21 protein-coding genes are annotated in these 18,762 nt (G+C 66.9%); 2 read left to right on the forward strand and 19 right to left on the reverse strand.

Annotated elements, in window-relative coordinates; genetic code table 11:
- Window positions 1-40: 40 nt before the first annotated feature.
- From dprA to F1C58_RS11075, 10 genes are all read right to left on the reverse strand, one after another.
- Complete coding sequence (gene dprA / locus F1C58_RS11030) at window positions 41-1,261, reverse strand: DNA-processing protein DprA (RefSeq protein ID WP_185201157.1); 1,221 nt, start codon at window positions 1,259-1,261, stop codon at window positions 41-43.
- 41 nt (window positions 1,262-1,302) lie between these two features.
- The gene (locus tag F1C58_RS11035) at window positions 1,303-2,832 is read right to left on the reverse strand and encodes a YifB family Mg chelatase-like AAA ATPase (RefSeq protein WP_185201158.1); all 1,530 of its coding nucleotides are present in this window, start codon (window positions 2,830-2,832) and stop codon (window positions 1,303-1,305) included.
- Window positions 2,832-3,188 (reverse strand): YraN family protein, encoded by a 357-nt coding sequence (locus tag F1C58_RS11040; protein ID WP_185201159.1) that lies wholly within the window; start codon window positions 3,186-3,188, stop codon window positions 2,832-2,834. The genes F1C58_RS11035 and F1C58_RS11040 overlap by 1 nt, the downstream gene beginning before the upstream one ends.
- A 183-nt stretch (window positions 3,189-3,371) precedes the next feature.
- The gene (locus tag F1C58_RS11045) at window positions 3,372-5,399 is read right to left on the reverse strand and encodes a prolyl oligopeptidase family protein (protein ID WP_185201160.1); all 2,028 of its coding nucleotides are present in this window, start codon (window positions 5,397-5,399) and stop codon (window positions 3,372-3,374) included.
- Between the two features lie 43 nt (window positions 5,400-5,442).
- Window positions 5,443-5,766 (reverse strand): DUF2469 family protein, encoded by a 324-nt coding sequence (locus tag F1C58_RS11050; protein ID WP_097061390.1) that lies wholly within the window; start codon window positions 5,764-5,766, stop codon window positions 5,443-5,445.
- A gap of 17 nt (window positions 5,767-5,783) precedes the next feature.
- Window positions 5,784-6,443: a ribonuclease HII gene (locus F1C58_RS11055; RefSeq protein ID WP_185201161.1), complete on the reverse strand. Its 660-nt coding sequence runs from the start codon at window positions 6,441-6,443 to the stop codon at window positions 5,784-5,786.
- A complete protein-coding gene (gene lepB / locus F1C58_RS11060) occupies window positions 6,444-7,202 on the reverse strand; it encodes a signal peptidase I (RefSeq protein WP_185201162.1) in 759 nt (252 codons plus the stop codon).
- A gap of 108 nt (window positions 7,203-7,310) precedes the next feature.
- Entirely contained in the window at window positions 7,311-8,063 is a 753-nt protein-coding gene (lepB, locus tag F1C58_RS11065; RefSeq protein WP_185201163.1) for a signal peptidase I, read from the reverse strand.
- Window positions 8,064-8,132: 69 nt separating this feature from the next.
- Window positions 8,133-8,483 carry a 50S ribosomal protein L19 gene (gene rplS / locus F1C58_RS11070; protein WP_185201164.1) on the reverse strand — a complete coding sequence of 117 codons (351 nt, stop codon included), beginning with the start codon at window positions 8,481-8,483 and terminating at the stop codon, window positions 8,133-8,135.
- 122 nt (window positions 8,484-8,605) lie between these two features.
- Entirely contained in the window at window positions 8,606-9,172 is a 567-nt protein-coding gene (locus F1C58_RS11075; RefSeq protein WP_185201165.1) for a hypothetical protein, read from the reverse strand.
- Between the two features lie 67 nt (window positions 9,173-9,239).
- On the opposite strand from F1C58_RS11075, the gene map reads away from it, so the two are divergent.
- On the forward strand, window positions 9,240-10,004 hold the full coding sequence (map, locus tag F1C58_RS11080; protein WP_185201166.1) for a type I methionyl aminopeptidase: 765 nt from the start codon (window positions 9,240-9,242) through the stop codon (window positions 10,002-10,004).
- Window positions 10,005-10,083: 79 nt separating this feature from the next.
- Here the strand turns inward: map and F1C58_RS11085 are convergent, their stop codons facing one another.
- The 8 genes from F1C58_RS11085 to F1C58_RS11120 all read right to left on the reverse strand — a co-directional run bounded on the left by F1C58_RS11085 (window position 10,084) and on the right by F1C58_RS11120 (window position 16,237).
- Window positions 10,084-10,659, reverse strand: a complete 576-nt coding sequence (locus F1C58_RS11085; protein WP_185201167.1) for a GNAT family N-acetyltransferase — start codon at window positions 10,657-10,659, stop codon at window positions 10,084-10,086.
- Window positions 10,660-10,669: 10 nt separating this feature from the next.
- Complete coding sequence (gene trmD, locus F1C58_RS11090; RefSeq protein ID WP_185201168.1) at window positions 10,670-11,389, reverse strand: tRNA (guanosine(37)-N1)-methyltransferase TrmD; 720 nt, start codon at window positions 11,387-11,389, stop codon at window positions 10,670-10,672.
- Between the two features lie 15 nt (window positions 11,390-11,404).
- Window positions 11,405-12,046: a ribosome maturation factor RimM gene (gene rimM, locus F1C58_RS11095; protein ID WP_185204114.1), complete on the reverse strand. Its 642-nt coding sequence runs from the start codon at window positions 12,044-12,046 to the stop codon at window positions 11,405-11,407.
- Window positions 12,039-12,275: an RNA-binding protein gene (locus tag F1C58_RS11100; protein WP_185201169.1), complete on the reverse strand. Its 237-nt coding sequence runs from the start codon at window positions 12,273-12,275 to the stop codon at window positions 12,039-12,041. The genes rimM and F1C58_RS11100 overlap by 8 nt, the downstream gene beginning before the upstream one ends.
- 3 nt (window positions 12,276-12,278) lie before the next feature.
- Window positions 12,279-12,809 carry a 30S ribosomal protein S16 gene (gene rpsP / locus F1C58_RS11105; protein WP_185201170.1) on the reverse strand — a complete coding sequence of 177 codons (531 nt, stop codon included), beginning with the start codon at window positions 12,807-12,809 and terminating at the stop codon, window positions 12,279-12,281.
- Between the two features lie 152 nt (window positions 12,810-12,961).
- Window positions 12,962-13,906 carry a DMT family transporter gene (locus F1C58_RS11110; RefSeq protein ID WP_185201171.1) on the reverse strand — a complete coding sequence of 315 codons (945 nt, stop codon included), beginning with the start codon at window positions 13,904-13,906 and terminating at the stop codon, window positions 12,962-12,964.
- 131 nt (window positions 13,907-14,037) lie between these two features.
- Complete coding sequence (locus F1C58_RS11115) at window positions 14,038-15,396, reverse strand: amidase (RefSeq protein WP_185201172.1); 1,359 nt, start codon at window positions 15,394-15,396, stop codon at window positions 14,038-14,040.
- A 37-nt stretch (window positions 15,397-15,433) separates the two neighbouring features.
- Complete coding sequence (locus tag F1C58_RS11120; RefSeq protein WP_185201173.1) at window positions 15,434-16,237, reverse strand: LLM class F420-dependent oxidoreductase; 804 nt, start codon at window positions 16,235-16,237, stop codon at window positions 15,434-15,436.
- A gap of 62 nt (window positions 16,238-16,299) precedes the next feature.
- Here F1C58_RS11120 and F1C58_RS11125 point away from each other — a divergent pair, with 62 nt between their 5' ends.
- Window positions 16,300-16,980 (forward strand): SGNH/GDSL hydrolase family protein, encoded by a 681-nt coding sequence (locus F1C58_RS11125; RefSeq protein ID WP_185201174.1) that lies wholly within the window; start codon window positions 16,300-16,302, stop codon window positions 16,978-16,980.
- A 77-nt stretch (window positions 16,981-17,057) separates the two neighbouring features.
- Here the strand turns inward: F1C58_RS11125 and ffh are convergent, their stop codons facing one another.
- Window positions 17,058-18,656, reverse strand: coding sequence for a signal recognition particle protein (ffh, locus tag F1C58_RS11130; protein WP_185201175.1), 1,599 nt, complete (start codon window positions 18,654-18,656; stop codon window positions 17,058-17,060).
- Window positions 18,657-18,762 lie beyond the last annotated feature (106 nt).

Genomic DNA, 18,762 nt, shown 5'->3' on the forward strand with positions numbered 1-18,762 from the left:
AGGCGTCGACCGCGGCGTCAATAATCCGATACCGCCGAGGTCACCTCCGGCGGAAGATCCACCCCCGTTCCCGCTCCTCGGCCTCGCCGTCCATCTCAAGGGATCCGAGTTCCGCCTGCACCTCCGCGACCGACAGGCCCGACCGGGCGGCGAGATCATCCACCGATCGTGGCGCGCGCAGGCTGAGTGCGTCCGTGAGGCGAACGCGCAGGGAGCTCGGGCCGGGACTGCTCTCCGCTGAGGCGGGGAGATCCTGCACCTCCGCGCCGGGCACCAGCTCGGCCATCTCGGCGGCGGAGGTCACGAGAGTGGCCAGATAGTCCCGGATGAGCCGGTGGCAGCCCGCGGATGCCGCCGAGGTGACCGGGCCCGGCACCGCCCCGATGGGCCGACCGAGTGACGCGGCGTGACCGGCGGTGTTGAGCGAGCCTGAGCGCCAGCCCGCCTCGAGCACGATGGTCGCCTGACTCGCTGCAGCGATCAACCTGTTGCGTTGCAGAAAGCGCCACTTCGTCGGCGGAGAACCGCACGGCAACTCGGAGACGACGGCCCCGGCCTCGACGATACGGGCGAGTAAGGCGTCGTGACCGCTCGGATAGAACCGGTCGACACCGCCAGCCAGGATGGCGACGGTCTGGCCCGAGCTCGCGAGGGCCGCACGGTGTGCCATCCCGTCGATGCCGTAGGCGGCACCGGAGACGATCGCGAAACCACGGTCGACGAGACCGGCGGATGCCTCCATCGTGATGTGCTCTCCGTAACCGGTCGCGGCACGCGCTCCGACAAGAGCGATCGAGTGGTCCGCTGCGGCCAGCGCCGATGCGTTTCCTCGAAGCCAGAGCGCGATCGGGGCATGAGAGCCGAGTTCGTCGACCCCGGTCGGCCACGAGGGGTCGCCCGGAACAAGGAGCTGCACCGCGAAACGGACGGCCTGACGGAGGGCCACGAGCGCAACCCCCGACTTGAGCCGGGGGCTCCAGCGGGCGAGCGCGGATTCGATGTCTGCGGTCGCGAGGTCCGATCCGGCGGCGGAGACGGCAGCCGCGATGCGGGCCACCGGCCACGCCTCGACCAACGCCGCCAGCGCTCCGTCCGCACCGAGGGCGGCCACCAGCTCACCCGCTGTGCGATCGCCGGGTTCGGCGATTCCCGTCCAACTGGCGCGAGCGAACAGTTCCCGCACCGTACCGCGATCAGGATCCGGGCAGAGGATGCGCACGAGGCCCGTGATCTCGGCGCCGTCGAGTCCGAACATGCTCATGGTGGTTCCTCTCTCGATGGTCTTGGTCCCGCCGCACTGGTTCACAGCGCCCTCCGCAGATAGAGCCCGCGACCGATATGGTCGGCGGTGGGAATGGTCGCGCCGGCGAGGTCTGCGATCGACCACCCGAGCCGCAGCACCCGGTCGTACCCGCGCATGGTGAGGCCCCCTCGCTCCAGAGCTCGGTCGATCGAGGCAGTAGTCGCCGTGGCGAGACGCCGTTCTCTGCTGCGCAACCACGCGCCGGGCACCTGCGAATTGAGGCGCCACGGTGTGCCCGCCAGGCGTTCGGCGGCGGCCTCGCGGGCATGCGTCACCCGGCGGCGTGCTTCGCTCGTCGTGATGCTCGGGCTTTCATCACCGAGCCGGAGCCGAACCGCTGTGACCCTGCTGATTCGCAGTTGGATATCGATGCGGTCCATCAGGGGCCCCGACAGTCGTGCAAGATATCTTCGACGCACGTGGGGCGTGCACACGCAGTCGGAGTCGGCGGCCCCGTACTGTCCGCACGGGCATGGATTCGCCGCCATGACGAGTTGGAATCGGGCGGGAAAATGCGCCACCGCATTGGCCCGGTGGATGCTGACCACCCCGGCCTCGAGCGGTTGCCGCAGTGCATCGAGTGCCGCCGGTTGGAACTCCGGAGCCTCATCGAGGAACAGCACTCCGTGGGAGGCGCGCGCCGCGGCTCCCGGGCGGATGACGCCACTCCCACCGCCCACCAGCGACGCCGCGGTGGCGGTGTGATGTGGGGACTCTAGGGGTGGACGCACGGCAAGGCTCGCACCAATGGCGAGGCCTGCCAGCGATCGGATCGAGCTCACCTCGAGAGCGTCCTCGACTCCGAGATCGGGCAACAGTCCGGGGAGCCGGGCCGCGAGCATGGTCTTTCCCGCACCGGGTGGCCCGAGCAGGAAGAGGTGGTGCCCTCCCGCGGCCGCAACGGTGAGCGCCTCGATGGCATCCTCGTTTCCGACGATGTCGGAGAGGTCGAGGCCATCGTCCACCGGATCATCGATGCGGGGTGCCTGGATAGCGTCGACCTCGACGGGCTCGAGTTCACCGCCGTGCCAGATGGCCGCGTCCCGCAGCGAAGCGACCGGTACGACGCGAATTCCTGGCACGAGTCCTGCCTCCCCTGCGTTGCCCGAGGGCACCATGACGATGGATGCTCCGGCGCGGGAGGCGGCGAGCACCGAAGGAAGGATGCCCGCGATCGGACGCAGCCGGCCGTCGAGGCCCAGCTCGCCGAGGTGTACCACCCGGGCGACAGAATCGAGCGAGATCATCTCTGCCGCTGCGAGCACCGCCATCGCGATCGCGAGGTCGAATCCCGACCCGTGTTTGGGCAGAGCGGCCGGCGACAGATTGACGGTGAGTCTGCGGTTGGGCAGCGCGCATCCGGAATTCGTTGCGGCGGCTCGAACCCGATCCCGCGCTTCATTGAGGGCGGCATCGGGAAGGCCGATGAGCACGAAGGAGGGGAGATTGCTCGAGATGTCGGCCTCGACATCTACCAGCGTTCCGGTGAGACCGAGTAGCGCGACCGCGGTCGTATGGGCGATCACCATCAGAACACCCGCGCGAGGTGGTCGATCTGGGGAGGCCCCACGGCCGGGGCGATCACCGAGACAGCGTCGATGCGGATGTTGCGGTGGTCGCCCGGATGCACGGCGCACCAGGCGGCGGAGAGACGCCGCAGCCTCGCGAGCTTCTGGGCGGTGATGGCCTCGAACGGATGCCCGAAAGCCACGCTCGATCGTGTCTTGACCTCGACGAACACGGTCTCCACGCCGTCCACTGCGACGAGGTCGATCTCCCCCTGACTGCAGCGCCAGTTGCGATCGACAATGAGGTAGCCGGCATCGGTGAGGAAGGCAGCGGCGAGGTCTTCTCCTCGCCTGCCCAACAGGTCTTTCGCAGCCATGGCCACCTCCTGGAGAGAGGATGCCCCGGGCCGATGAGCTGGTGCGCCGCCGCTCCGCCATTGGGGGACGGGCGATATCGGCGGGAGACTGTTGAGGAGAGGCCTCGGGTTCGCGGGTCTCGATGAGGGCGCTGGAGCGCCCTCCACGACCGACGCGGGTCTCGATGCGGGCGCTGGAGCGCCCTACACGACCGACGCGGGCGCCAGGGTCCGCCAGAGGAACTCGTAGATCAGGGCCTGCAGTCGCGCCGTATGAGCGTTGTCGACAGCACCCCCGTGTCCGCCGTCGGAGTTCTCGTAATAGAGCACATCGTCGATGCCCATCGCCTGCATCCGCGCCGCCATCTTGCGCGCCTGCACCGGGCCGACCCGGTCATCACTCGTCGCGGCGTAGAACAGCACCGGCGGGTAGGCGGCATCGGCGCGAAGCAGCTGGTAGGGCGAGAACGTGCGGATGTATTCCCACTCCTCCGCGACATCCGGATCCCCGTACTCCGCGATCCAGGATGCGCCGGCCGAGAGGTGCGTGTAGCGCTTCATGTCGAGCAGCGGCACGCCACAGACGACCGCGCCGAAGAGCTCCGGGTAGGTTGTCAACATATTGCCAACAAGCAGACCACCATTGCTGCGACCCTCGCACCCGAGCCGAGCCGGCACGGTGACTCCTCGCGCGACCAGGTCTCGGGCTATCGCCGCGAAGTCCTCGTAGGCGCGGGGGCGGTTCTGCTTGAGCGCCGCGGTGTGCCATCCCGGCCCGAACTCACCACCACCACGGATGTTCGCCAGCACGAAGACACCGCCACGCTCGAGCCATGCGCGGCCGACGATTCCGCTGTATTCCGGCAACCGGGAGGCCTGAAAACCGCCATAGCCAGAGAGCAGGGTGGGATGTGATCCGTCGAGCACGAGGTCGCGCGCGGCCACCTGGAAGTAGGGCACGCGAGTGCCGTCATCCGACACCGCCCAGTGCTGCTGCACCTCGATTTCCGCGGCATCGAAGAACGCCGGGGATGAACGGATGACCTCGAGCTCGACCGATCCGAGCACGCCCCGAAGCACCGTCGACGGGGAGGTGAATCCCGTCGCGTGCACCCAGAACTCGTCGGACTCGTCTGGATCGGTGTCGATCACCCGCACCGTGCTGAGAGCCGGGAGCCCGGCTATCGGTGACCGGGACCATCCGCGAGTCGGGTCGAGCACGACCAGAGTGGATGCCACGTCCACGAGCAGAGTGAGAATGAGCCGCGAATCGGTGAAGTCCCAGTCCTCGAGCGCCGTGTGCGCGTCGGGTAGGAATAGCAGGTCGAAGCGGCGATCGCCGGCGAGGAAAACGTCGAGCCGGATCGCGATGAGGGATCCGGTCGGGTAGACGACCGAACCGGTGCTCCAGTCGGACCGCGGCTGCACGAGCAGCCATTCTCGGCGCAACGAGAGGTCCGCGTCATCCGGAACCTCCAGCGGCACCAGCGTGTCATCGACGACCAGGAAGGTGCGGCTGCGATAGAAGTCGAGATGTTCGACGATGAGGTCACGTTCGAAGCCGGGGCTGTGATGATGGATGCCCGTCACGCTCAGGTCGGTCGCCGAGACTTCGTGCACCAGTTCGGCAGCTGCGACGGGCTGACCACGGCGAAGGCGCCGCACGGTGCGCGGATAGCTCGACTCGGTCATGCTGCCCGACCCGAAGTCGGTGCCGAGGAAGATGGTGTCACGGTCGATCCAGGAATAGCTGCTCTTGGCAGTGGGCACGATGAATCCATCTGCCACAAAACTGCGGCTCGGCAGGTCGAACTCGCGCACCATCACGGCATCCCCCCCATCCGGAGAGAGCGCGACGAGGGCACGGGTGTAGTCGTGGGGAAGAAGCGACGCCCCGGAAAACACCCACTCGGTGTGTTCGGTGCGGCCCAGATCGTCTACGTCGAGGAGCAGCTCCCAGTCGGTGTCGGCAGAGCGGTAGCTCTCGAGAGTGGTGCGTCGCCAGAGGCCACGTGGATGCTCGCGGTCGCGCCAGAAGTTGTAGTAGTAGCCCCCGCGCCGACTGACTATCGGAATGCGGTCATCCGAATCGATCGCTTCGAGCAGGCTCGCGGAAAGGGCGTCGAACTGCGGTGAAGCAAACCCGCTGAGGGTGTGCGCACTCTGCTCGGCCGCCCACCTGAGGGGTCCAGCACCGTGGATGTCTTCAAGCCAGAGGTTCTCATCGGTCATCAGACGAGCCTATGGGCCGCAGACACGCACTCGGCGAGCGTGCCTACTCGTCGAGCGCGAGTTCCTTCGGTAGCTCGAGCTCTTTGGCCGAGAGCTCTTCCACGTTGACATCCTTGAACGTGAGCACCCGCACGGACTTCACGAAGCGGTCGGAGCGGTAGACATCCCACACCCAGACATCGTTCATGGTGAGCTCGAAATAGAAGTCGTGTTCGGTGTCTTGACGCACGAGCTCGACCTCGTTGGCGAGGTAGAAGCGACGCTCGGTCTCGACAACGTAACGGAACTGGGACACGACATCCCGGTACTCGCGGTACAGCGCCAGCTCGACCTCGCGGTCGTAGTCTTCGAACTCGTCTTCGTCCATGCTGCGTCGATTCTAGTTCAGTCGGCCGAGACCGATTCGCCCGCATGCAACCAGCTGCGGCGATGGAAGTCTGTCGCTCCGAGTTCGGCGATCGCCGCAAAATGGTCGGCGCTGCCATAGCCCTTGTTCGATGCCCAGCCGTAGCCCGGGGTCGTCCCATGGGCGTCGATCATCAGCCGGTCACGGTGCACCTTCGCCACGACGGATGCTGCCGCCACCGACGCACAGTCGCGGTCGGCCTTCACGCGGGTGGTGAGCCGCAACGGACTCTGCAGTGCCGGTGTCAGCCAGTCGTGACTCCCGTCGAGAAGGATCACGGAGTCGCGTACCAGTGCTCCGGCCTCATGCAGTGACACGAGCGCGCGTTTTCCCGCGAGTCCGAGCGCCGCGATGATGCCCACCTCGTCGACCTCGCGCGCCGACGCGAGTCCCACCGCGCTGAAGAGGGCCCAGGATGCCGCGAGCGGCGCGAGCACCTCCCGCCGCTTCTCGCTCAGCAGCTTCGAGTCGCGCAAGCCCTCCGGCATCGCACCGACCGAGACATCCACGACACAGAGCCCCACGGCGACCGGTCCGGCGATCGCACCGCGACCGACTTCGTCGCAGCCGATCACGAAGCGGGCGCCGCCCCCGTGCAGCTGCGACTCGAAATCCAGAGTGGGAGAGGCGATGACCACCTATTTGGAGGTTCCGGTGTTCGCGGCGGAGACCCCACCGAACACAGTGGGGTAATCGTCGAGCCAGGTCCAGTGACTCGACGGCCAGCTGATCAGGAAGGCGCGACCGACGACATCGTCCATCGGCACGAAGCCCTTGCTCGGCGTCGTGGCGTGAGCGCGCGAATCCTCGGAGTTGTAGCGGTTGTCGCCCATCACCCAGAGTGAGTTCTTCGGCACGATGACCGAGAAGTCGTTTGCGGCGACCTTGGTCACGCCATCCGGAAGCTTCAGATAGGTCTCGACGAGCGGGATGCCGTTGACCGTCATCTGGCCGAAGGCGTTGCAGCAGGCGACCCTGTCGCCGGGCAGTCCGATGACCCGCTTCACGAGGTGATCGTTGCTGTCCGGAGCGGTGAGACCCACTACCGACAGCACCCAGTCGACCGCGGCCACCAGACCGTTCTGCCGAACGACGGGGCTCGGGGGCAGCCACCCGCCCGGATCCTTGAACACCACGACGTCCCCGTGCTGCAGCGGCACCATCCGCGGCACCAGTTCGTTCACGATGATGCGGTCGTCGACCTGCAGGGTGTTCTCCATCGAGCCAGATGGAATCCAGAACGATCTGATGAGGAAGGCTTTGATACCGACCGAGATCACTACCGCCGCAACCACGATCAGCACGATGTCGCGGATGAAGAGTTTCACCCCGCGCGACTTGCGGCGCCGAGTTTCGGCCACGTCCTCTGTGGACGTGGCTGGATCGATGTCTGTCATTAAACCCCTGAGCTCCCCATCATTTTAGGTGCTGGGGAGCTCATCCAAAACGTCAGTGGAACGGCGCGTCCGCCCGCCCCCTGCCGAGCGGATGGCGGGCGTCCGGGCTCACCTGCCGGCTCTGTCCACGCCGCCGAAGACCTTCGGATAGTCATCGAGCCAGGTCCAGCGATTCGATGGCCAACTGATCACGAAGGCGCGCCCCACCACCTTGTCGATCGGCACGAAGCCCTTGCCCGCATCGTCCTTGAGAAAGTGATAGGCCGAATCCGAGGAGTTGTAGCGATTGTCGCCCATCACCCACAGAGAGTCTTTCGGGACGGTGACGGAGAAATCCCCGGGCGTCACCCGGTTGGAGGTGTTGTCGAGCTTGAGGTACGGCTCGTCGAGGGGAATGCCGTTCACCGACATCTGCCCGAAGGCATTGCAGCAGACGACCTTGTCGCCGGGAAGCCCGATCACCCGCTTGACGAGGTGATCATTGCTGTCCGAGGCGCTCAGCCCGACCGCGGAGAGCACCCAGTCGATGCCGGCCGCGAGGGAGCTCCGTTGCACGACGGGCGGGGACCCGAGCCATCCGCCGGGATCGGTGAACACCACGACATCGCCGTGCTGCAACGGGATCATCCGCGGCACCAGTTCGTTCACGAGTATGCGGTCGTCGATCTGGAGGGTGTTCTGCATCGACGCGGAGGGGATGTAGAACGAGCGCACCAGGAAGGCCTTGATACCGACCGAGATGACGACGGCGGCCACCACGATCAGCACGAGATCACGGAGGAAGAGCTTCACCCCGCGCGACCGGCGACGCCGACTCTGCGCCTCGTCTTCGGCGGGTGTGGCTGGATCTCTGTCAGTCATTAAACCCCCGAGCTCCCCATCATGTTAGGTGATGGGGAGCTCGGAAAAACCTGGGGTGTGAAGGCGTGCCTAGTGGGCGTCGCGCTTTTCCTTGATCTTCGCCTTCTTGCCGCGGAGGTTGCGGAGGTAGTAGAGCTTGGCGCGACGCACGTCTCCGCGCGTGACGACCTCGATGTGGTCGATCACCGGGGAGTGCACCGGGAAGGTGCGCTCGACGCCCACCTGGAAGCTGACCTTGCGGACGCAGAAGGTCTCGCGCACGCCTTCGCCGGAGCGGCCGATGACGACGCCCTGGAAGACCTGGATGCGGGAGCGGGTGCCTTCCACGATGTTCACGTGGACCTTCACGTTGTCACCGGCGCGGAAGGCCGGGATGTCCGACCGAAGGGAGGCCGCGTCGACGGCGTCGAGGATATGCATGGTGGTTCGCTCTCTGCAACCGCCACAGGTCGATCGCGTGCTTAGGGTGTTACTCAGAAGGAAAGGGTGCCGATATCGATGACGACTCCCCTGTGGCAGAGTCGTGCGGTAGGCACAAGTCGCTATTCTGCCACATCGCCCGGAACTAAGCCACTCGGACGAGCGGGAGCGGGACTGTCCGCCTCGCGGCGACGCGTCAGCTCCTCGTAATCGAGTCCCGTGAGGCGGGTGACCGCTTCCTGGCGGGTCTCGACCAGATACTCGATGAGCACCACCCAGAGTGTCGTGAACGCGATGATGATGATGACCCCGCCCGCGATGTCCGCGATGGTGAAGGAAGCATCGCGAAAGCCCTGCCCGAAGACGTGCGTCGCGATCGAGGTGCCCGGCTCGTAACTGTGCACGGAGTCGACCACGAAGAAGCCGTAGCAGAGCACGGCGAAGTACCAGCCCGACAGCAGCACGGCATCCGTCTTCGATACGGCGCCCGATCGCCGGGCGCTCTTGCGTGCCCACGTGATCGTGGTGACCACCGCGAGGAAGATGAAGAGCAGCGGAGCGAGGAACAGGCCGATAGCGTAGTGCCAGCCGAGGATGACGCCGAAGAACACCCGTCCGATGAGCAGCCACAGTGGCAGCACGATGGTTGCGGCGAACTGGGTATTGAACAAAACCCGGCGATACCACATGAACGAAAGTTTACGCTCGACAGAAGCGACCGACCGCCCACGGGGCGACACAGTCAAGGGGAGATGGATGATCGAGCTCAGGACACCCGCGGAGATAGACGAGATGCGCGCCGCGGGCCGCTTCGTCGCGGCGACACTCACCGAGCTGGTCGCGGCCTCGAGAGTGGGGGTCAACCTGCTCGCGCTCGACTCGCTCGCCGCGCAGCTCATCCGCCGCGCCGGCGCGAAGAGTTGCTACGTGGACTACCATCCGTCGTTCGGGGCGATGCCCTTCGGCAAAGTGCTCTGTACTTCGGTGAACGATGCGGCCCTGCACGGGCTGCCCTACGACTACGCGCTGAAGGACGGCGACGTGCTCAGCCTCGACTTCGCGGCATCCGTCGACGGCTGGGTGGCCGATTCGGCCTTCACCATCATCGTCGGAACACCGAGCCCGGCGGATGTCGCCCTGATCGAGACGACGGAACGCGCGCTCGCGGCGGGTATCGCCGCCGCACAGGTCGGCGCGCGGATCGGCGATATCTCCGCAGCGATCGGCGAGGTGAGCCGAGCCGCGGGCTACTCGGTGAATGTGGACTTCGGCGGCCACGGCGTCGGCCGCACGATGCACGGAGACCCACACATCGCGAACGACGGACGCCCGGGTCGCGGGCTCCCGCTGCGGGCGGGACTGGTCTTCGCCATCGAGCCGTGGCTGATGGAGGGCACCGATCGCATCTTCACCGACCCGGATGGCTGGACCCTGCGCAGCATGGACGGCTCGCGCGCCGCCCACAGCGAGCACACGATCGCCGTGACGGACGCGGGGCCGGTGGTACTGACCGCGCGCTGACCGACAACCCGGCGCGAATCGACACACTCTCCTCGCCCGGGACGGCGGACGATGCCGGCCGGCCGCTGGTGCGGGTGCGCTACCGCGCGCTGCGCCACTCGTCGGCGAGCAGCGCGTAGGCGAGGCCATCGAGCCATTCGCCGGAGCGATGGAGCGATCCGCGCACGTCGTGCGACTCGCGCCGCATGCCGACGCGCTCCATCAGGCGCCAGGACGGCTCGTTGTCGGCGAAACACTCGGCGATCACCCGGCGGAGGTGGAGCTGCTCGAAGCAGATCCGGATCAATTCTGCGACAGCCTCGGTGGCGTAGCCCGTGCCGGCGAATGCGGGGTCGAGGCTCCAACCAAGCTCCGCCTGCACGGCGCGGGCCTGTTCTCGCACCTCGGTCTGCGCCCAGGCATCCCCGATGGCCAGCATCAGGTCGCCGATCACCGTGCCGTCGAGTTCGATGACCAGGGTCTTGGCCAACCTCCCCGGCTCGACGAAATCGGCGAGATAGTGCTCACTGTCGGGCTGGGCACTGGTGATCCAGCGAGACACGGACTCCTGCCTGCGATACAGCCAGGTCGCGGGGCCGTCCGCCGGGGTGGCGGGCCGGATCTGCAGGCGTTCCGTGCGGACGGGCCAGGCGACGGAGTCGAAACCCTCGCTCATGAGACCGCAGTCATGTTCCCGTGGGCGGATCCGCTGGGAGCAGATCGGGCCGAACCGCGCGCGTGCGCTCGAGTTGCTGCTCGTGTCGCCACTTCGCGATCGCACCATGATTGCCGCTGAGAAGCACAGGGGGCACCTCGAGTCCACGCCAGATGCCCGGCTTGGTGTAGCTGGGGTATTCGAGCAGGCCGTCGGAATGCGACTCCTCCACGAGGCTCTCCGGGTTGCCGACGACACCGGGGATCAGCCGCCCGATCGCCTCGATCATCGCCATCGTCGCGACTTCTCCCCCGTTGAGCACGTAGTCGCCGAGACTGACGAGACGCACTCGGGCCCGGGTGGCCGCGTAGTCGACGACGCGTTGGTCGATGCCTTCGTAGCGCCCGCAACCGAAGACCAGCCGGGGCTCCGTCGCGAGCTCGTGGGCGAGCTTCTGGGTGAAGAGCTCCCCCGCCGGTGAGGGGAAGATCACCACCGGGGCATCCGCCCCTTGGGCCTCGCCGGCGTAGAGGATGCTGTCGAGAGCTTCGCCCCAGGGCTCCGGCTTCATCACCATTCCGGCCCCGCCGCCGTAGGGCGTGTCATCCACCGTGCGGTGACGGTCGATAGTGAAGTCCCGAAGATCGTGCACGCCGAGCTCGATCAGGCCCGTCTGACGGGCCTTGCCGAGCAGGGACACATCGAGCACGGAGAAGAACTCCGGGAAGATGGTGACGATGTCGATACGCATCGGGCGGCCCCTCAGTTAGTCCGTCGACTCCGTGTCCGGCGACGGGGTGTCGGGTGCGTCGACGGGAGCCTCGTCGTCATCGGGAAGCTCCTCGAACAGCCCATCCGGCGGTGTCACGATGAGGGTGCCCGCGGCGATGTCCACGGTCGGCACGATGGCCTTCACGAAAGGAACGAGAACCTCGCCGGTCTCGGTCGTCACGTGGATGAGGTCCTGCGAGGGCAGGTGATCCACCTGGCTGACCGTTCCGACACGGATGCCGTCCCGCATTACCGCGAGCCCGACGAGCTGATGGTCGTACCAGGCATCCTCCTCGTCAGAGGCGGCGGCGAGGTCGTGGTCGATCCAGAGGATCGCCTTGATCAGGGCCTCCGCGGCGGACCGGTCGGAGACATCCTTGAAGAACGCCACCGGCTGGAGGTTGTACCACTTGAGTTCGATCAGCTCGAGGGTCTTGCCGTGCCAGGGGGACGAGGTCGGCACCTGGAGGGTGAACACGGCGCCCGGAACGAAACGGCGTTCCGGGGCATCCGTGTACAGCTCGACCTTGATCGCTCCCTTGAGGCCGTGGGCCTTGGTGAGTCGACCGACCCGCAACTGGTCGGACCCCGATGGGGCCGGTGCGGGCTGTGTGCTGGGTTCCGGGTTGTTAGAAATCGGTGTCCACCACGTCGACGCGCACCTTACGACCGTCGGCGATGGCCGAAACGAGGGTGCGGAGCGCCTTCGCGGTGCGACCAGCGCGACCGATCACGCGGCCGAGGTCCTCGGGGTGCACGCGCACCTCGAGAACCTCGCCACGCGGTGAGTTCTTTGCTACGACCTGAACCTCGTCGGGGTTGTCGACGATTCCCTTGACGAGATGTTCGAGGGCGGCTGCGAGCATTGCCTACGCCTTGTCGGCGCTGGCAGCCTCGGCGTCAGCCTCGGTCGCGTCGTCGGCCTTGGCTTCGGCGGCGTCGGAGACGGCCTCGACCTTCGCGGCGTCGGCGTCGTTCAAGCCCTCGACAGCCGGGGCGATCTCGGCATCCGGCGTCTCGGCAGGAGCCTCGGCCTTGGGCGCGGGCGCCTCGGCCTTCGGCTTCAGGACGGGCTTCTTCTTCTCGTCGGCGACGAAGTCGACCTTCGATTCCTTGGTCTTCACGGTGCTGACGGCGTTCTTGTCGCCCTTGAAGATTCCCCAGTCGCCCGTGAGCTTGAGGATGGCGGCGACCTGCTCGGTCGGCTGCGCGCCGACTCCGAGCCAGTACTGCGCGCGCTCCGAGTCGACCTCGATGAACGAGGGCTCCTCGGTGGGGTGGTACTTGCCGATCTCCTCGATGACACGACCATCACGCTTGGTGTGTGAGTCGGCGACAACGATTCGGTAGTAAGGAGCGCGGATCTTGCCCATGCGCTTCAAACGGATTTTTACAGCCACAATTCTCCAGAGATGATTTATGAGGGCGAACTGCTTGCCGTGAGCGTGGGGTGCACACTCGGCAGAAAAGCTCTGATGGGAGACGTTGCCGCCTGATTAGAGGGTCGAACGGCACAAGTCTCGACTGATCATTCTTGCAGGTTTTTGGGGATTCAGGAACCAATCGTGGTGCGAGGCGCCCGCGAGCGCCTGCGCGAGACCGCGACGCCCACCAGACAGACGACACCACCGACGATCGCGAGGGGCGCCGGAACCTCCCGGAAGAACAGCAGCGCCTCCACCACCACGAGCGTCGGAACGATATAGGTGGTGACCGCGAGCGGCCCGGCCGACATCTTCGACAGTGCGTAGGCCCAGGTGCTGAAGGCGATCGCCGTCGGCACCACACCGAGGTAGACGGCCCCGAGGATGCTCGTCACCGGTGCCCGCGAGAGGTCGTGGAGCAGAGCTCCGGTGAAGGGCAGACACGCGACGGCTCCCACCGCGCAGCCGAGGAAGGTCACCTGGCGGTTCGGCAGCCTGCGCAGGACCGGCTTCTGGCAGATCACCCCGATCGCGTAGGTGACCGCCGCGACGACAGCCCAGATCACGCCCGCGCCGTCGCCGATGCGGGTGATCCCGCTGGAGATGCCGATGAGGACCACCCCGAGGAAGGCGATGCCGGCTCCGATCGCGAGCCAGCGCGGGATGCCGTCGCCGAGGAACAGCCCGGCTCCCAGCGCGATGAGCACCGGTCCGATGCCCACGATCATCGCCGTCGTTCCGGCATCGAGAGACTGTTCGGAGATGTTGAGCGCGACGTTGTAGGCGGCGAACCAGGACAGTCCGAAGACCACGATCAGCACCCACTCCCGCGCCGTCGGTCGCACCCAGCGGTGTCCGATCAGCAGCAGTGACAAGACCACAGCGCCCACCAGCAGTCGCGCGAAGGCGAGAGATCCGCCGGCGAAGTGCGGCGCTACTCCACGGATCACGATGAACGCGCTCGACCAGGCGAGCAGGGTCACGATGATGGCGATCAGCACCGACGTACTGAGGCGCGGTGCCGAGAGCGGTGGGACACCCGGCTTCACGCCGGGGCTGGGGATGCTGGTCATCTGCTCAGGCTATCCACAGCTACCGTCGCCTCGGCACCACCGGGAGTTCGATGTCCGGAATCCGCGCAACCGTGACCGGAAACACCCCTGGACCGAGGTCGATCGGCGGCCGAAAGCGATCCACTGTGGCGCTATTCCGCGAATCCCGGTGCGATCCTCGGCCACGGACGGAGCCGCTCGAGCTGGCTGGCCAGAGAGAGGATCAGAGCCTCTGCGGCTCCATCGGGCTTCGGCTCCGCGATGATCTGCACGGCGAGAGGTACCTTCGCCGTGGCGTGCCAGCCGGCGGGGATGCTCGCCGCCGGCCACCCGAGGAGGTTCCAGGTCGACGGGTATGGCGCATACCGGATGTTCGAGATCATGTTGGCCCACCAGCCGCGCTCGTGCCAGCCACCGGCGACCGGCCCGGGCTGCGCGAGTGTCGGCGTGAGCAGCAGGTCGTAGTCGGCGAAGAACCCGTGGACGCGGGCGCGCAGTCGATCGACGGGCGCATCCTTCAGCAGCCCGGCCCGCCGTGCGATCCTGCCGAGCCTGGCGTGCACCCGCACGCGCCGCTCGAGCCGCGCAGGGTCCAGCATCTCCGCATCCGTCGCCGTACCGGCGAACCACCGGGCGAGCAGTGGCAACGGATTCGGGTCGTAGGGAAACGTGACTTCGGTGACGAGGTGACCGGCCCCGCGCAGTGCGTCGGCGGTTTCCGCGAGTCCGCGACGCCACTCCGGGTCGAGGGACACCAGCGGCGAGGGCTCCCCCGCCGCGATCGCGATGCGCAGCGGCTTCGACGGTTCGACCGGCGAGGCCAGCCCCGGGCGACCGGCCATCACCGAGAGCAGCAGCGCGGCATCGGCAACCGTCGTCGCGAGGGGACCGTTCTCGCTCATGCCGAGCCAGGCATCCACACCGATGTCCTGGGGCACGAGCCCCTTGCCCGGCTTGATGCCGACCAGGCCGCAATTGGCGGCAGGGATGCGCACAGATCCCATGCCGTCGTTGCCGTGCGCGAAGGGCACCTGACCGGATGCCACGGCGGCGGCCGATCCGCCGGACGAGCCTCCCGGGGCGCGCTCCGGATTCCACGGGTTGCGCGTGAGGCCGTAGACCGAGTCCGTCGTGCCGAAGACACAGAGTTCGGGAACCCGCGTGATGCCGACGACGATGGCTCCGGCCGCACGCAGTCGGGCGACAAGCTCGTGGTCGGCGGACTGAGGTGCAGCGCTCGTGGCAGCGGAACCGTCGCGCATGGGCTCCCCGGCCACCGGGATGTTGTCCTTGATGGCGATCGGCACACCGGCGAGGGAGAGCGCCGAAAGGTCGGCCCGCGCATCCACCGCCGCGGCCTCGGCGAGCGCCCTCTCGGCCCGAACCACCTGGAAGGCCCCCAGCGGCGCGCCCGCCTCGATCCGGGCCAGCGCTGCCCGGGTCGCATCGACGGCGGTGAGGGTGCCGGAACGCACTGCAGCGGCCGACTCCACGGCGGTGAGGAGGGTCATGGCCTCACAGCCTAGGACCCTCCTCAGTCCGTCGTCGTCAGGCGTTCTTGCTGTCGCGCCAGGAGAGCCAGTCGCGCACCGGGGCGAGGTCGTAATCCGGACCGCTGAGACCGATGGTGAACAGCGTCGTGCCGAGGGCGTGGAGGGCATCCGCTTCGTCGGGGGTGCGCCCGCGCAGCTCGGTCGAGATCTCGATCTGGGAGACGTCACGACCGACGGCTTCACCGTGCTCGGCGAGAATCCCGAGCTTGCGCTGCAGGGTCTCCGGGTCGCTGAAGGAGTGCCAGATGTCCGCGTGCTTCGCGACGATGCGCAGGGTCTTCTTCTCGCCTCCGCCACCGATGAGCACGGGGATGTGCCGGGTGGGAGGCGGGTTCAACTTTCCCCAGCGCTCCTCGATGATCGGGAGGTTGGCGGCGAGGGCGTCGAGGCGCTGCCCGACCGTGCCGAATTCATAGCCGTACTCGTCGTAGTCGCGCTCGAACCATCCGGAACCCGTGCCGAAGATGAAGCGGCCGGTGCCGGTGCCCTTCGCACTGATGTGGTCGATGGTGCGGGCCATGTCGGCCTGCAGGTTGGCGTTGCGGTAGCTGTTGCAGTTGACCAGGGCGCCGAGTTCCACTCGAGAGGTCTGTTCGGCGAGCGCGGCGAGCATGGTCCACGACTCGAAGTGCAAGCCGTCCGGTTCGCCGGAGAGGGGGTAGAAGTGATCCCAGTTGAAGAGGATGTCGGCGCCGAGATCCTCGAGCTCCGCGGCGGTCTCGCGGATCTTCTCGTAGCTCGCATGCTGGGGCGCGATCTGCACGCCGAGTCGGACGGGGCGGGTTGGGGCATCAGTCATGCCTCAAGCCTATGACGATCCGTGGGGCATCTTCATAGGATTGCGGCGTTCACTTGGTGTTCGTGAACCGCATTCGAGCCCGCACCTCCGCCCTGCTGATCGTCGGGGCGATGCTTTTGCTCTCCGGATGCTCGAATGCTGCACTCGCCACCGACACCAATGCGAGCTCCGCGGCGACGCGGCCGGTGGTGGTGGCCATCGGAGACTCGATCATGAAGGGGCACGGTCTGCCCGCGGCGCAGGCCTGGCCGGCGATGCTTGCGGCAACCAACGGCTGGGACCTGACGAACCTCGCCTGCGACGGAGCCGGTTTCGTGGCGGCCGGCGACGACAACGACTGCGGTGCGGACTTCTCCGGGCTGGTCAGCGAAGCGGTGGCCCTGCACCCGGCGCTCATCCTCATCTCCGGAAGCAGCAACGACCTCGGCACCGACAACGAGCAGCTGAACACCGAGACACAATCGGTGGTCTCGAGCCTGCGGGCGAAACTGCCGGCGACGACCATCGTCGGCATCAGCACGGTGTGGAACGACACCGTCGCCCCCAATCAGATGGATGACATCAACGAGCAGGTGCGCGCGGCGATCCTGGCGGTCGATGGCACCTATCTCGACATCGGCCAACCCCTGGCCGGGCACCGCTCCTGGTTGCAGTCGGACGACATCCACCCGACCCAGCGCGGACAGCAACAACTCGCGAAGGTGATCGCGGGGGCGATCCGCAGCGCCAAGCTGTCGATCTAGTCGGCCACTGCCGACGTCGCGCCCTTCTCGGGGTACCGCGGACATCCCGCTTTGCGCGCGGAGGTCAGGCGCGGAAGTCAGCCGCGACCGAGAAGCTTCTGCAGGCTCGCGAGTTCTTCCTCTGAGGGCCCCGGCTTTCCGGCGCTCCCGCCGAGCCCGAACCCGGATCCGGCCGCGCCGGTCGAGGTCTTCGCCCCCGACGCGAGAGCGGCGTTCTCCGCCGCCCGCTTGGCGGGGTTCCCCGACTTGGAGCCCTTCTTCGCCTGCACCTTCTTTGCCGCACCGAACTTCGCACCGGGGATCGGACCCATGCCGGGCACCTGCGGCATCCCGCCCTTTGCGACGGTCTTCATCATCTTGGCGGCCTGCTCGAAGCGGTTGACGAGCGCGTTGACCTCGGTGACCGTGGTGCCGGATCCGCGGGCGATGCGCACACGCCGCGAGCCGTTCAGCACCTTGGGCTGGCGACGCTCGCCGATCGTCATCGACTGGATGATCGCCTCGGTGCGGGTGATCTCCGACTCGTCGAAGTTGTCGAGCTGCTGGCGCATCCCCTTCGCTCCCGGAAGCATCCCGAGCATGTTCTTGATCGAGCCCATGTTCTTGAGCTGCTGCATCTGGCTGAGGAAGTCCTCCAGCGTGAAGCTGTCGGTCATGAACTTCTCGGCGACCTTGCGCGACTCTTCTTCGTCGAAGGTCTTCTGCGCGGTCTCGATCAGGGTGAGGATGTCACCGAGGTCCAGGATTCGGCTGGCCATTCGGTCCGGGTAGAAGGGCTCGAAGTCATCGAGCGACTCGCCGGTCGAGGCGAAGATGATCGGACGTCCGGTGACGGATGCCACGGACAGTGCGGCTCCACCGCGCGCGTCGCCGTCCAGCTTGGTGAGCACGACGGCGGTGAAGTCGACCCCCTCTTGGAAGGCCTTCGCGGTCGCGACCGCATCCTGGCCGATCATCGCGTCGATGACGAAGAAGACCTCATCGGGGTCGATGGCCCGGCGGATGTCGGAGGCCTGCTTCATCAGGTCGGCATCGACACCGAGCCGACCGGCCGTATCGACGATCACGATGTCGTACTGCTTATCGCGAGCGAACTTCACGCCGTCCTTTGCGACCTTGACCGGGTTGGCCGCACCTCCGAAGAACGACCTCGGCGCGGCATCCTCGGCACCGACGTTGCCGGGCTCCGGAGCGTAGACCGCGACCCCGGCCTGCTCGGCGACGACCTTGAGCTGGGTGACGGCGTTCGGACGCTGCAGGTCGGCGGCGACGAGCAGCGGGGTGTGGTTCTGGCCGGCGAGCCACTTGGCGAGCTTTCCGGCGAAGGTCGTCTTGCCTGCGCCCTGGAGGCCGGCGAGCATGATCACGGTCGGCGCGGTCTTGGCGAACTGGATGCGGCGCGCCTCACCACCGAGGATCGTGATGAGTTCGTCGTTGACGATCTGCACCACCTGCTGGGCGGGGTTGAGGGCCTTCGAGACCTCGTCTCCGAGGGCGCGCTCGCGCACCCGTCCGGTGAAGTCCTTGACGACGTCGAGGGCGACGTCCGCATCGAGCAGGGCGCGACGGATCTCGCGCACCGTGCCGTCGACATCCGCGGCACTGAGTTTGCCCTTGCCGCGCAGGTTCTTGAAGGTATCCGCGAGGCGGTCAGTGAGATTTCCGAAGGTGGCCATGATGCCACCAGTTTAACCCGGGATCATGAGCCGTTGCGTCGAATGGATGCGACCAGGATGCAGCCGGTGTGAGGTGGGTTCGGTGCTGATCCGCTGCCTCCATTCG

It is taken from the genome of Glaciihabitans sp. INWT7 (assembly GCF_014217685.1).
In the GTDB taxonomy this organism is placed as follows: domain Bacteria; phylum Actinomycetota; class Actinomycetes; order Actinomycetales; family Microbacteriaceae; genus Lacisediminihabitans.